This window comes from Amycolatopsis stemonae (genome assembly GCF_054781455.1).
Window position 1 is genome coordinate 719,875 of sequence record NZ_BAAGUJ010000001.1, and the last position, 12,684, is coordinate 732,558.

At 70.9% G+C, this 12,684-nt stretch carries 13 protein-coding genes; 3 read left to right on the plus strand and 10 right to left on the minus strand.

All coding sequences use genetic code 11. The features are described from left to right. Position 1 precedes the first annotated feature (1 nt). The gene (gene pdxH, locus ACYVLJ_RS03585) at positions 2-679 is read right to left on the minus strand and encodes a pyridoxamine 5'-phosphate oxidase (protein ID WP_451968778.1); all 678 of its coding nucleotides are present in this window, start codon (positions 677-679) and stop codon (positions 2-4) included. A 219-nt stretch (positions 680-898) separates the two neighbouring features. On the opposite strand from pdxH, the gene ACYVLJ_RS03590 reads away from it, so the two are divergent. Beyond that, positions 899-2,566, plus strand: coding sequence for a purine-cytosine permease family protein (locus ACYVLJ_RS03590; protein ID WP_460437733.1), 1,668 nt, complete (start codon positions 899-901; stop codon positions 2,564-2,566). 36 nt (positions 2,567-2,602) lie between these two features. Here the strand turns inward: ACYVLJ_RS03590 and ACYVLJ_RS03595 are convergent, their stop codons facing one another. Further along, complete coding sequence (locus tag ACYVLJ_RS03595) at positions 2,603-3,313, minus strand: TetR/AcrR family transcriptional regulator (RefSeq protein ID WP_451968781.1); 711 nt, start codon at positions 3,311-3,313, stop codon at positions 2,603-2,605. Between the two features lie 89 nt (positions 3,314-3,402). Between ACYVLJ_RS03595 and ACYVLJ_RS03600 the strand changes: the two genes are divergently transcribed. Continuing rightward, the gene (locus ACYVLJ_RS03600; protein WP_460438004.1) at positions 3,403-4,503 is read left to right on the plus strand and encodes a lipase family protein; all 1,101 of its coding nucleotides are present in this window, start codon (positions 3,403-3,405) and stop codon (positions 4,501-4,503) included. Positions 4,504-4,551: 48 nt separating this feature from the next. On the opposite strand, the gene ACYVLJ_RS03605 is transcribed toward ACYVLJ_RS03600, so the two are convergent. The 6 genes from ACYVLJ_RS03605 to ACYVLJ_RS03630 are packed head-to-tail and all read right to left on the minus strand — an operon-like array spanning position 4,552 to position 8,926. Beyond that, positions 4,552-5,244 (minus strand): urease accessory protein UreD, encoded by a 693-nt coding sequence (locus ACYVLJ_RS03605; protein WP_460437734.1) that lies wholly within the window; start codon positions 5,242-5,244, stop codon positions 4,552-4,554. Beyond that, positions 5,241-5,930 (minus strand): urease accessory protein UreG, encoded by a 690-nt coding sequence (gene ureG, locus ACYVLJ_RS03610; RefSeq protein ID WP_451968787.1) that lies wholly within the window; start codon positions 5,928-5,930, stop codon positions 5,241-5,243. Before ureG ends, ACYVLJ_RS03605 begins: the two co-directional genes overlap by 4 nt. Beyond that, entirely contained in the window at positions 5,920-6,591 is a 672-nt protein-coding gene (locus ACYVLJ_RS03615) for an urease accessory protein UreF (protein WP_451968788.1), read from the minus strand. Before ACYVLJ_RS03615 ends, ureG begins: the two co-directional genes overlap by 11 nt. After that, positions 6,591-8,306: an urease subunit alpha gene (locus ACYVLJ_RS03620; protein ID WP_460437735.1), complete on the minus strand. Its 1,716-nt coding sequence runs from the start codon at positions 8,304-8,306 to the stop codon at positions 6,591-6,593. The genes ACYVLJ_RS03615 and ACYVLJ_RS03620 overlap by 1 nt, the downstream gene beginning before the upstream one ends. A 1-nt stretch (position 8,307) precedes the next feature. Next, entirely contained in the window at positions 8,308-8,613 is a 306-nt protein-coding gene (locus ACYVLJ_RS03625; RefSeq protein ID WP_460437736.1) for an urease subunit beta, read from the minus strand. Between the two features lie 10 nt (positions 8,614-8,623). Continuing rightward, a complete protein-coding gene (locus tag ACYVLJ_RS03630; protein ID WP_191306846.1) occupies positions 8,624-8,926 on the minus strand; it encodes an urease subunit gamma in 303 nt (100 codons plus the stop codon). Positions 8,927-9,214: 288 nt separating this feature from the next. Between ACYVLJ_RS03630 and ACYVLJ_RS03635 the strand changes: the two genes are divergently transcribed. Then, complete coding sequence (locus ACYVLJ_RS03635; RefSeq protein WP_451968794.1) at positions 9,215-10,363, plus strand: citrate synthase 2; 1,149 nt, start codon at positions 9,215-9,217, stop codon at positions 10,361-10,363. 17 nt (positions 10,364-10,380) lie between these two features. On the opposite strand, the gene ACYVLJ_RS03640 is transcribed toward ACYVLJ_RS03635, so the two are convergent. Together ACYVLJ_RS03640 and ACYVLJ_RS03645 are read right to left on the minus strand one after the other, a co-directional pair. Beyond that, positions 10,381-10,974, minus strand: a complete 594-nt coding sequence (locus tag ACYVLJ_RS03640; protein ID WP_451969854.1) for a TetR/AcrR family transcriptional regulator — start codon at positions 10,972-10,974, stop codon at positions 10,381-10,383. A 14-nt stretch (positions 10,975-10,988) separates the two neighbouring features. Next, positions 10,989-12,677 carry an SDR family oxidoreductase gene (locus tag ACYVLJ_RS03645; RefSeq protein WP_460438005.1) on the minus strand — a complete coding sequence of 563 codons (1,689 nt, stop codon included), beginning with the start codon at positions 12,675-12,677 and terminating at the stop codon, positions 10,989-10,991. Positions 12,678-12,684: the final 7 nt, after the last annotated feature.

Below are 12,684 nucleotides of genomic sequence, written 5' to 3' on the forward strand. Positions count from 1 at the left end.
GTTACGGCGCGACGCGCTCGATGCTCCAGCCGTCGTCGTTGCGGACGAAGCGGAGCCGGTCGTGCATGCGGTCCTCGCGGCCCTGCCAGAACTCGACCAGGTCCGGGCGGATCCGCCAGCCGCCCCAGTGCGGCGGCGCCGGGATCTGCTCGACGTCGGCGAACCGCCGCTCGATCCCGCTCAGCGCGTTGTCCAGCGCCCGGCGGCCGTCGACGACCCGGGACTGCGGCGACGCCCACGCCCCGAGCTGCGAACCCCGCGGCCGCTGGGCCCAGTACTCCGCGGTCTCCTTGACGCCGACCTTCTCGACCTCGCCGCGGACGTGGACCTGGCGGTGCAGCGCGTACCAGGGGAACGTCACCGACGCGTAGCGCGTCGCGGTGAGGTCGTGGCTCTTCGAGGACGTGTAGTTCGTGTAGAACACGACGCCGCGCTCGTCGAGGCCCTTGCACAGGACCGTGCGCGAGGACGGCCGGCCTTCGGCGTCCGCCGTCGCCAGCACCATCGCGTTCGGTTCGGCGATCCCGGCGGCCACCGCCTGGTTCAGCCAGCCCTGCAGCTGGTCGGTCCAGGTGGCCGCCAGCGCGGACTCGTCGAACGCCGCTCCGTCGTACGCGACCCGCATTCCGGGCAGGCGAACTACGGCGTCTTCCACCTGGTCCTCGATCCTCGGCGTCATCGCCAAACCTCCACGCCCGGTCGGGGCATCAGTCGACTTCGGCTCTAGGCACGTTAGGGCCTTCCGAGCTGCGGCGGAACCCACTGAACGGTGACACCCGACACCACCGCCGTGTAACCGCAGTACAACAAGCCGTAACCCGGGCGTTACCCACCGGACCAGGATCGATACAGGACCCGCCTACCTTTCGGCCCGTTCCCCACCACCCCGGAGGCAGGCATGACCGAGACCCTGTCGGACGCGGAAGAAAGCGCTCCGCCGAAACGGCGGTACGCCCCGCTCGCGGCGAACGAGAACCGCGAGGACTACTCACTGCGCTTCGCCGCTCATTCGTTCCGGAAATGGTCACCGTTCGTGGTCGCGACGACGGCGCTGGGCGGCATCGCCTACCTCGCCGACTTCGCCATCGGGGCCAGCATCGTCCTCTCCTACGGCTTCACCTCCGGCGTCCTGGCGATCCTCGCCGCGGCCGTCGTCATCTTCGTGACCGGCGTGCCCATCGCGGCCGCCTGCGCGAAGTCCGGAGTGGACATGGACCTGCTGACCCGCGGAGCCGGCTTCGGCTACTTCGGGTCGACGCTGACGTCGCTCGTCTACGCGAGCTTCACCGTCATCTTCTTTTCGCTCGAAGGCTCGATCATGGGCCAGGCCTTCGAGCTGGCCCTCGGCATCCCACTGCCCATCGGCTACCTGCTGGCGACGCTGATCGTGCTGCCGTTCGCGCTCTACGGCATGGGCGCGGTCGCGAAGATGCAGACCTGGACGCAGCCGCTGTGGATCGCCGGCCTGGTGCTGCCGTTCGTCGTCGTGCTGGTCCGCGAGCCGGGCAAGTTCGCCGAGTTCGCGCACTTCGGCGGCACCGAAGGCGCGGGGTCCGGGTTCTCCGCGACCGGGTTCGGCCTCGGCATGGGCGTCGCGCTGTCGCTGATCGGGCAGATCGGCGAGCAGGCCGACTACCTGCGGTTCATGCCCGAGAAGACAGCGGACAACAAGCGGTCGTGGTGGGCCGCGGTGCTCGCCGCCGGACCCGGCTGGGTGATCCTCGGCGCCGCGAAGCAGATCGGTGGCGCGCTGCTGGCGTTCCTCGCGCTCGGCGTCGTCGGGAAGACGCACGCGCTCGAGCCGATCGCGCCGTACCTCGAAGCGGTGAAGCCGGCTTTGGGCCCGGTGGCCCTGACGTTCGCCGCGCTGTTCGTCGTCGTCTCACAGATCAAGATCAACACGACGAACGCGTACTCGGGGTCGCTGTCGTTCGCGAACTTCTTCTCCCGCGTGCTGCACAAGCACCCGGGCCGCGTCTGGTACGTGCTGGTGAACTGCGGGATCGCGCTCGCGCTGATGGAGTTCGGCGCGTTCGCCTTCCTGAACAAGATCCTCGGCTTCTACTCGAACGTCGCGATCGCGTGGATCGGCGCGGTGTGCGCCGACCTGGTGATCGCGAAGCCGCTCGGGCTCTCGCCGCGCTACATCGAGTTCAAGCGGGCCTACCTGCCCAAGATCAACCCCGTCGGGTTCGGCTCGATGGTCGTCGCGTCGGTGGTGTCGATCGTGGCGTACTTCGGCGCGTTCGGGCCGTTCCTCGCCGCGTTCAGCCCGCTGCTGGCGCTGGTGATCGCGATCGTGCTGGTGCCGGCGCTCGCCGCCGTCACCCGCGGCCGGACGTACCTGACCCGGCCGAACACGGTCATCGGCCCCGACGCCGACCTGCGCGCGACGCACACCTGCTCGGTCTGCGGCGATCCGTACGAGTTGCCGGACGTCGCGGACTGCGCGAAGCAGGACGGCCCGATCTGCTCGCTGTGCTGCACGCTCGACAACAGCTGTCACGACGTCTGCCAGACGAAGGGTCCGGTCGCGCTCGGCCTCCCGGCGGTTCGTACGCCGTAGTGTCCGTGAAGGCCCTTTGCCGTGGGCAAAGGGCCTTCACGCGAGCCGGCCTCCCCCCGGATCCCCCTCCCGGCTCGACTCCTTCACGTCCGGGAGCGCGCCGGGGTTGCCCGGGATGTCCATGATCTTTTCCGGCCGCATGATGGCGGCCAGCATCAGCGCGCGCAGCTCCGCGCCGACGTCTTCCACCGGCAGCGGCGGCTCGTGCGCCTGCCACTCGCGCAGGAGCCCGGTCCCCGCGCCGACCAGCGCGATCGCGGTGAGCCGGTAGTCGCGCGCCGGCGCGACGCCGTGCTCCGCGGCGCGGGTCGCCTCCGCGGCGATGAAGTTCGCCCAGCGGTCGACCCACACCTGGTGCTGCGCCTCCAGCTCGGTGCTGACGCCGACCGCTTCGACGTAGGTGAGGCGCGGCATCCGCGGGTCCGCGGTGACGGTCGCGATGAAGACGTCCAGCAACGTCGAGATGCGGGTGAGCGCGTCGGCGTCGGCGACCTTGTCGAGCTCGGCGGTGACGTGCTCGAGCGCGAGGCTGTTGATCCGGTCGTGGAGGGTGCGCAGGACGTCCTCCTTGCCGGAGAACTCCTCGTAGAAGTTCCGGGTCGACACCCCGGCGCGGGCGCACACCTCGGTGATCTTCGTGTGCCGGAAGCCGGTGGAGGTGAACAGCTCGAGGCCGGCCGTGAGCAGCCGCTCCCGGCGATCGGCGCGGCGTTGCTCAGGCGCGACGCCGCCGTACGTGCGAGCCACCGGTTGTCTCCTCCTTCTGAGGGATTGCCAGATACTACCGGGCTGGCTATTTTGTGAAAATCTTGATTACCAAAGGGCCGGAGGCAATGGTGCTTCGTCGGTTGCTGGTCGCGGTCACCGTTCTTTTCGCAGTGACGACTCCCGTCGCGCAGGCGGATCCCGGTGTGCTGCTGTCCGCTCAGCCGACGACGGTGTTCCTCGGCCCGTTTCCCGCCCCGGTCAAGGCATGGCACCTCCTGTACCGCTCGACGTCGGCCACCGGCGAGCCGAACGCGGTCTCGGGCACGCTACTGGTCCCGCCGGCGCCGTGGGCGGGTGGTGGCCCCCGGCCACTGATCACGTACGCGGTGGGCACGCACGGGCTCGGCGACCAGTGCGCGCCTTCCCGCCTGCTGGCGCAGGGCACCGAGAACGAAAGTGCCTTGCTGGCACAGGCTTTGTCGCGGGGCTGGGCGGTCGTCGTCACGGACTACGAAGGGCTCGGCACGCCGGGCACGCACACGTACGCGGTCGGGCAGTCCGAAGGCCGGGCGGTGCTCGACGCGGCGCGTGCCGCCTCGCGGGTACCCGGCGCCGGGTTGTCGCCGTCGGGCCCGGTCGGCGTTTTCGGTTACTCACAAGGCGGTCAGGCTGCGGCTTTCGCAGCTGAACTGCAAGGTTCCTACGCACCTTCGCTGCACGTCGTCGGTGTCGCGGCGGGCGGGGTGCCGGCGGACCTGAACGCGGTGTTCCGCGCGAACGACGGCGGCGCGGCGTTCGGCCTGGTCCTGGGCGCGGCAACGGGTTTCGCGGCGGCGTACCCCGACGTGCCGTTCGCGTCGATCCTCAACGACCGCGGCCGCGAAGCGGTGGCCCGGGTGTCCCGGGCGTGCACGATCGAACTGGGCGCGGCGGCACCGTTCGCGCACCTGCAGGACTTCGTGACGGTCCCGGACCCGATCCACGAGCCGCACTGGCAAGCGCGGCTCGCCGCGAACCACCTCGGAACGGTGGCGCCGAAAGCCCCGGTGTTCCTGTACCACGGGACACTGGACGAGCTGATTCCGTTTTCCGTGGGCGAAGAGCTGCGCGACCGCTGGAAGTCGTTGGGCGCGTCGGTGACCTGGCAGGAATTCCCCCTGCTGGAGCACATCGGCGGCGTCTCGGTGGGTGGCCCGGTCGCGCTGACCTGGCTGGGCACGAAGTTCTGAGGCCTCCGCTCGCCGGAGACGGCGCAGGGGGCCTTCTCCGGCGAGCGGTCAGAACACCTTCAGCGCGGTGACGGCGTCGGGCGCCAGCGAAGTCGTGAGGGTGCCCCCGGCGGCGAGCGGCGTCCGGGACCACCAGTCACCCGAGGCCGGTGGGAGATCGGGGCCGCCGACCACCAGGTCCGTCGCCAGCACCCGGCGACCCGCCAGCACCGCCAAGCTCCCGTCCAGGTCCGAGCCGATCGACAACGTCTGCCGCAGCACCGGCACCGAACCCCGCGTGACGTGCTGGGACGTCGTCAACGACCCGGGACACTCGCCCGCGCGGCCCAGCACGAGCACTTCCCGTGTGTGCAGGTGGGCGTCCGACGCCACCTGCGCGCGGAACTCCGCCGTGTGCCGGGCGCGCGACGTGATCACCGTCGGCTCCGGCAGGAACTCCAGCGACCCGCCCGCCTCGACCACGACGTCCACTGTGGACACCGATGGCTCGCCGTGCAGGCCGGGCAGCGCCAAGGTCGCCGCCACGCCGGACAGCCGCAGTGAAGCGCCCGGGCCGACGTGCACCGTGAGCAGCAGTTCGTCGCCGCCCAGCGGCGAAGTCGCCGAGTTGACGAGGTGCACCACCGCCGTCGAGCCGGACCGGCGGCGCGGGAACAGCGTCAACGGCGCCATCGACCGGAGTTCGCGCAGCACCGTGCGCGTGCCGTCGAAGCACGCCGTCAACCGGGCGTGGGCCTTCACAGCAGGGAACGGACCCAGGCGGCCACGTCCGGCGCGTCCGGGGTGTCCACCAGGGACTGCGTGACGACCGGCAGGTCGCCGCGCATCCGGTGCGCGTCCGACGTCATCACGTCCATGTCCGCGTTCACCAGGTGCGCGATGTCGATCTTGTTGATCACCAGCAGGTCCGCGGTCGTGACGCCGGGGCCGCCCTTGCGCGGCACCTTGTCGCCGCCGGCGACGTCCACCACGAAGATCTGGCTGTCGGCCAGCCCGCGGCTGAACACCGCCGTCAGGTTGTCGCCGCCGCTCTCGATGATCACCAGGTCCAGGCCCGGGAACTTCTCCTCCAGGCGCTCGACCGCGTCCAGGTTCGCGGTGATGTCGTCGCGGATCGCCGTGTGCGGGCACGCTCCCGTTTGGACGGCCTCGATCCGCGCCGGGTCGAGCACCCCCGCGCGGCGCAGGAAGTCCGCGTCCTCGGTCGTGTAGATGTCGTTCGTGACGACCGCGAGGTTCACCTCGTCGCCCAGCGCTCGGCACAGCGCCGCGGTCAGCGCCGTCTTGCCGGAGCCGACCGGGCCGCCGATGCCGATCCGGTACGCGCGGCCCGTCGTGGGCGCCGCGTCGTAGTGGTCGGGTTCGGCGGCCGTCGGGTCGAAGTTGACCTCGTGGAAGTGACCGTGGCCATGGCCTTCAGCTGGCAAAGAGACGCACCTCTTCCTGGTGGTGCCGGGCGTGCGCCTCGGCGAACAGATCCAACGCGGGCGACCCCGGCGACGGCAGCGAGACCGGGTCGTCCCCGGCCACGGCCGCCGCTTCCGCCGCCACCGACCGCAGGTCGAGCCGGGCCACGACCGCGTTGACGGCGAAGGGATCCAGCCCCAGCAACCGCACGGCCGCGCTCGCCGGGCCACTCACCCCGAGGTAGGCGGCGGCCATCGCGGCGTCGTACGGCGACCCGCCCGCGACGCCGACGAGCGCGCCCAGCACGATCGGGTGGTGCGGACGCGGGGTTTCGGCCAGTAACGCGTCCAGCACCGGGGACGGCCAAGCGATCCGGCCCGCCCGCGCGGTTCCCCGGCCCTGCGCCCGCGAAGCTTCGCGCTGCGCGAGCGATGGAGTGCGCGCCTCCAGCTCACTGTCCAAAAGCGACCAGTTCCCGCGGGTGACGGCCGCGTGGGCCGAGGCGGCGGCGAACACCGCCGCCAGGGCACCCGCCGTGCGCAACCGGCCGGACAGGAACCCGGGCAGGTCGCGCACGGACGTCACGAGCCGCCGGGCGACGACTTCCTCCATCCCGCCACTGTGGACGTGCCCGCCGCCGGGGAAGCGGGAGTCCGCGAGGATCAGCGCCGAGAGGTCCATCAGAACAGGAAGTACCGTTGGGCCATCGGCAGTTCCGTCACCGGCTGCGGCTCGACGAGCTCGCCGTCGACGTGCACCGCGAAGCTGTCGGGCTCGACGCGGACGTCCGGCGTGGCGTCGTTGAGGACCATGTCGGCCTTGGTGCGTGCCCGCGTGTTCGCCACCGCGACCAGCGGTCGCGTGATGCCGAACGTCTCGCGCAGGCCGCTGTCCAAAGCGGACGGTGCGACGAAGTGCAGGCTCAGGGCCGCCCCGATGTTCGCGCCGAACATCGGCCGCGCCAGCACCGGCTGCGGTGTCGGGATGGACGCGTTCGCGTCGCCCATCGCCGCCCACGCCGGGAAGCCGCCCTTCAGCACCACGTGCGGGCGGACGCCGAAGAACTTCGGCTCCCACAGGACGAGGTCGGCGAGCTTGCCGACCTCGACCGAGCCGATCTCGGTCTCCATGCCGTGCGCGATGGCCGGGTTGATCGTGTACTTGGCGACGTACCGCCGGGCGCGGAGGTTGTCGGCCGCGCCGTCGCCCGGGAGTGCGCCGCGACGGCGTTTCATCACGTGCGCCGTCTGCCACGTCCGGATGATCACCTCGCCGATCCGGCCCATCGCCTGCGAGTCCGAGCTCATCATCGAAATGGCGCCCAGGTCGTGCAGGACGTCTTCGGCGGCGATCGTCGACGGCCGGATCCGGCTCTCGGCGAACGCGAGGTCCTCCGGCACCGACGGGTTGAGGTGGTGGCAGACCACCAGCATGTCGAGGTGCTCGTCGAGGGTGTTGGCGGTGTGCGGCCGGGTCGGGTTGGTCGAGGACGGCAGGATGTTCGGCAGCGAGACGACCTCGATGATGTCCGGCGCGTGCCCGCCGCCGGCCCCTTCGGTGTGGTAGGCGTTGATCGAGCGGCCGCCGATGGCGTCCACAGTGGACTCCAGGAACCCGGCTTCGTTCAGGGTGTCGGTGTGGATCGCCACCTGGACGCCCGATTCGTCGGCCACCGTGAGACACGCGTCGATGGCCGCCGGTGTCGTGCCCCAGTCCTCGTGCAGCTTGAAGCCGCCCGCACCGGCGGCGAGCTGCTCGCGCAGCGCCTCCTGCCGGACGGTGTTCCCCTTGCCCAGCAACAGGACGTTGACCGGGTAACCGTCCATGGCGGACAGCATCCGGCCGAGGTTCCACGCGCCGGGCGTCACCGTCGTCGCCTTCGTGCCCTCGTTGGGTCCGGTACCGCCACCGACCAAAGTGGTCAGTCCCGAGGCCAGCGCCGTGTCGACGAGCTGCGGGCAGATGAAGTGGACGTGGCAGTCGATGCCGCCGGCGGTGAGAATCTTGCCGTTACCCGCCAGCACCTCGGTCGACGGCCCGATGACCAGGGCCGGGTCGACACCGTCCATCGTGTCCGGGTTGCCCGCCTTGCCGATGCCGACGATCCGGCCGTCGCGCACGCCGACGTCGGCCTTGACGACACCCCAGTGGTCGAGGATCACCGCGCCCGTGATGATCAGGTCGGGCGCGCCCTCGGCCCGGGTCGCCATGCCCTGGCCCATGGATTCGCGGATGACCTTGCCGCCGCCGAAGAGCACCTCGTCACCGGAGCCGCCGGCACCCATCGAGCGGTCCTCGGTGACCTCGATCAGCAGGTCGGTGTCGGCGAGCCGGATCCGGTCGCCGGTGGTCGGGCCGAACAGCTCGGCGTAGCGCTCGCGGTCGATCTGCGGCATTTCAGAACTCCCCGGAGAATTCGGACCGCAGGCCCGGAACACGGCGCGCGCCGGCGAGTGGCACGAGATCGACTTCCCGTTCGACACCCGGCTCGAACCGCACCGACGTCCCCGCCGGGACGTCGAGCCGGCGGCCGCGGGCGGCGTCGCGGTCGAACTCGAGGGCGGGGTTGACCGCGGCGAAGTGGTAGTGCGAGCCGACCTGGACCGGCCGGTCGCCGAGGTTGCGCACGAGCAGCGTGACGCGCTCGCGGCCGGGGTTCAGCTCCACCGGCTCGGCACCGGGGATGATTTCGCCAGGATGCATTCGGCGTCCCTCACACGATCGGGTCATGCACGGTGACGAGCTTGGTGCCGTCCGGGAACGTGGCCTCGACCTGCACGGAGTCGACCATCTCGGGCACGCCGTCGAGGACCTGCGCCCGCGAGAGCACGGTCCGGCCGCTCGCGACCAGCTCGCTGACCGTGCGCCCGTCGCGGGCCCCTTCGAGGACGTGGTCGGTGATCAGCGCCACCGCCTCCGGGTAGTTCAGCTTGACGCCGCGGTCCAGCCGCTTCCGCGCGACGTCGGCCGCCACGTGGATGAGCAGCTTGTCGCGCTCCTGCGGGCTGAGGTGCATGCGCTAGGTCTATCACCCGGACCACGCGGCCGCCCGGTTCGGAAACACAGGTTTTACCTGGGCTTCGTCACACTGAGTGGCGAAAATTCTCCTGTGCGACGGCTCCGGTGACTGAATCGTTCTCGTAATCGTGACCGAAACCACCGCATCTTTCGATTGCCCCCCGGCGATCGAGGGAGCAAGGTCTATCCATCCGTGCGATGGTGCGCGCTTTCCGTGCGCTATTCCGTCCGCGCGACACCACCACCAAGACGGGGAAAAAAGCGCACCGAAAGGTTCCGCGAAACAGTGACTACCTCCACGATCAGCAAGCCACAGCCGTCCGGCCAACCCGACGACGGCTTCCGACCGGGTCTGGAGGGCGTCGTCGCCTTCCACACCGAGATCGCCGAACCCGACCGGGACGGCGGTGCGCTGCGCTACCGCGGCGTCGACATCGAAGACCTCGCCGGCAAGGTGACCTTCGGCGACGTATGGGGACTTCTCGTGGACGGCCGGTTCGGCCACGGCCTCCCGCCCGCCGAGCCGTTCCCGCTGCCGGTGCACACCGGCGACGTCCGGGTGGACGTCCAGGCCGCGCTGGCCATGCTCGCGCCGATCTGGGGCTACCGCCCGCTGCTCGACATCACCGACGAAGAGGCCCGTGAGCAGCTGGCCCGCGCCTCGGTGATGGCCCTCTCCTACGTCGCGCAGTCGGCGCGCGGCATCGGCCAGCCCGCCGTGCCGCAGACCCGCGTCGACGAGGCCCACTCGATCACCGAGCGGTTCCTCATCCGCTGGCGCGGCGAGCCGGACCCGGCGCACGTCAAGGCGCTGGACGCCTACTGGGTGTCGGCCGCCGAGCACGGCCTCAACGCCTCGACCTTCACCGCCCGCGTCATCGCCTCGACCGGCGCGGACGTCGCGGCGGCCATGTCGGGTGCCATCGGCGCGATGTCGGGCCCGCTGCACGGCGGCGCCCCGGCGCGCGTGCTGCCGATGATCGAAGAGGTCGAGCGCACCGGTGACCCGGCCGGCCTGGTCAAGGGCATCCTCGACCGCAAGGAACGCCTGATGGGCTTCGGCCACCGCGTCTACCGCGCCGAGGACCCGCGGGCGCGCGTGCTGCGCCGCACCTGCCAGGAGCTCGGCGCCGCCCGCTTCGAGGCGGCCGCCGCGCTGGAGCAGGCTGCCCTGAAGGAGCTGCGCGAGCGGCGCCCGGATCACCCGATCGAGACGAACGTCGAGTTCTGGGCCGCGGTCATCCTGGACTTCGCCCAGGTCCCGCCGCACATGATGCCCGCGATGTTCAGCTCGGCCCGCACCGCCGGCTGGGCCGCGCACATCCTGGAGCAGAAGCGCACCGGACGCCTGGTGCGGCCGTCGGCCAAGTACGTCGGCCCGGAGCCGCGCAGCCCCGAGGACGTCGAGGGCTGGGAACTGGTCACCAAGCACTGACCCCCTCGGAGAGGCCGTCACTTTCCCGGGAAAGTGACGGCCTCTTCGTGTGCGGTGGTCGCGCCGAGCATGGCCGTGAGCTGGTCGACGAGCCAGGTGTCCAGGGTTTCGCGTGGGACGCCGCCCTCCTGCAGCCAGCTCAGCAGCGCGCCTTCGACGACCGCCGTCCAGCAGCGCAGGGTCAGCGACAGCAGCGGTGACGGGTCCTCGACGCCGAGGGCGTCCAGGATCAGGGCCACCGCGCGGTTGCGGACCTCGTCGATCGCCGCGTCCGTCTCCGACGTCGCGATCACGGAACCAGTGCGCAGCAGGGCGATGTACCCCGCGCGGTAGTGGTCGGCGACGTCGATCAGGCCGCGGACGGCCCCCTTCAGGCGCGTTTCCGGCGGGCCTTCCTCGAGCCCGGCCAGGCCGTCGGTGAGCCCGTCGGTGACCGTGCGCAGGGCCTGCACTTGCAGTTCGCGCAGGCTGGAGAAGTACCGGTAGAACAGCGGCCGCGACACCTCGGCGCGCGCGACGATGTCGTCGACCGTGACCAGCTCCGGCGCCCGCGAGCCGAAGAGGTCGAGCGCGGCCCGGATGAGGTCGTCGCGGCGGGCCTGCGGCGACATCCGCCGCGGCCGGCTCACGGCGTCAGGTCCAGCTTCGCGGCCTGGCGGAGGAGACCGGGCGTCAGCCGCGAAAGGACCAGCGCGACCTTGGCCTCCGGTGTGGACGGTGCGATCGCGGTGTCCTTTTCCACGGCCCGCAGGATGTCCCTGGCGACGCCTTCCGGACCGAAACCCCGTCGGGCGTACAGCTTCGAGCTTTCCTTCTGCCGGCGCCGTTGCTCCTCTTCGGACACTCCGACGAACCGCGTCGTGTTCGTGATGTTCGTCTTGACGATGCCCGGGCACACCGCGGTGACGCCGATGTGGTGCGCGGCCAGCTCGGCCCGCAGGCAGACGCTCAACGTCAGCACGGCGGACTTCGTCGTCGCATAAGCTGTGAGGATCTTCGACGGCAGATAGGCGGCCGCGGAAGCCAAGTTGACGATCTGGCCGCCTTCGCCGCGCTCGGCCAGCATCGGCGCGAACGCGCGGCAGCCGTGGATCACGCCCCAGAGGTTGACGTCGATGACACGCTCCCAGTCCTCGACGGACGTGTCGAGGAACGGGCCGGACATGCCGATGCCGGCGTTGTTGACCACGATGTCCGGGACGCCGTGCTCCTTGCGGACCTGCTCGGCGAAGCGGTGCACGGCGTCGCCGTCACTGGAGTCCACTGTGTACTCGCCGAGGCCGTGACTTCCCAGCAGTTTCAGGGTTTCGGCGGCGCTCGCGGGGTCGATGTCGGTGACGATCACGTCGGCACCCTCGGCCGCGAAGGCGAGCGCGGTGGCGCGGCCGATCCCGCTGCCGGCACCGGTCACGACGACGAGCTTGTGCTCGAACTTCGTCGCTTTCGCCTGCTTGAGCGCGCGGCTTTCGACGCCGGTTTCGGCGTACTCGATCAGCTCGGCCGCGGCTCCCGCGACCACCGCGGGCTTGGCGCGGGTGACCCAGTGCGTCCCGACGATCCGGCGGATCCGCAGGTCCGGCACCCAGCGCACGACCTCGGTCTGCAGCGGCGTGGTGACGTAGGCGTCGCCGGTCGGGGCCAGGACCTGCACCGGGACGTCGGCGGGGCGCGGCGCCGGGCGGGAGAGGCGGGTGAACATGTTGGCGCGGTAGAGCTCGAGGCCGTGGATGCCGTCTTCTTTGTCCGGCCTCGCGGCGTCGGGTTCCATGCGCTGGATCTGCTTGCCCAGCAGGCCGGTGCGCCAGAGCAGCTGCGGGATGAGCGGGATCTGGAACGCGAGGATGTACCAGGAGTGGAGGAACTGGCTCAGGGCGTTCTTGAGGCGTTTCGGCGTCGGACGGGTGAGTTGCGCGCGGAACCAGGCGCCGGCGTGGTCGAGGCTCGGACCGGAGATGGACGTGTAGGACGCGACCCGCCCGCGCAGCCCGTCCCCGGTGACGGCGTGCCAGGTCTGGATGGACCCCCAGTCGTGCGCGACGAGGTGGACCTTCCCTTCGGGCTGGACAGCGTCGACGACCGCTTTGAGGTCGTCGGCCAGCTGGTCCAGCCGGTAGGACGAGCGTCCCGACGGCTTGTCCGACTGTCCGGCCCCTCGGACGTCGTAGGTGACGACCCGGTGGTCGTCCCGCAACTCGGCGACCACGCCGGCCCACATGGAGCTGTTGTCGGGATAGCCGTGCACGAGCACGACGGTGGGCCGGTCGTCCCGCCCCTCGACGTGCGCGGAGAGGCGGACACCGTCACTGGCGGTCACCCACTTG

Bases quoted from the DNA above. Each gene is read 5' to 3' on its own strand.
- ACYVLJ_RS03640 (WP_451969854.1), bottom strand. From the start codon at position 10,974: ATGTCGCCGCAGGCCCGCCGCGACGACCTCATCCGGGCCGCGCTCGAC.
- ACYVLJ_RS03615 (WP_451968788.1), bottom strand. From the start codon at position 6,591: ATGGACCTCTCGGCGCTGATCCTCGCGGACTCCCGCTTCCCCGGCGGC.
- pdxH (WP_451968778.1), bottom strand. From the start codon at position 679: ATGACGCCGAGGATCGAGGACCAGGTGGAAGACGCCGTAGTTCGCCTG.
- ACYVLJ_RS03630 (WP_191306846.1), bottom strand. From the start codon at position 8,926: ATGCACCTCAGCCCGCAGGAGCGCGACAAGCTGCTCATCCACGTGGCG.
- ACYVLJ_RS03620 (WP_460437735.1), bottom strand. From the start codon at position 8,306: ATGCCGCAGATCGACCGCGAGCGCTACGCCGAGCTGTTCGGCCCGACC.
- ACYVLJ_RS03590 (WP_460437733.1), top strand. From the start codon at position 899: ATGACCGAGACCCTGTCGGACGCGGAAGAAAGCGCTCCGCCGAAACGG.
- ACYVLJ_RS03625 (WP_460437736.1), bottom strand. From the start codon at position 8,613: ATGCATCCTGGCGAAATCATCCCCGGTGCCGAGCCGGTGGAGCTGAAC.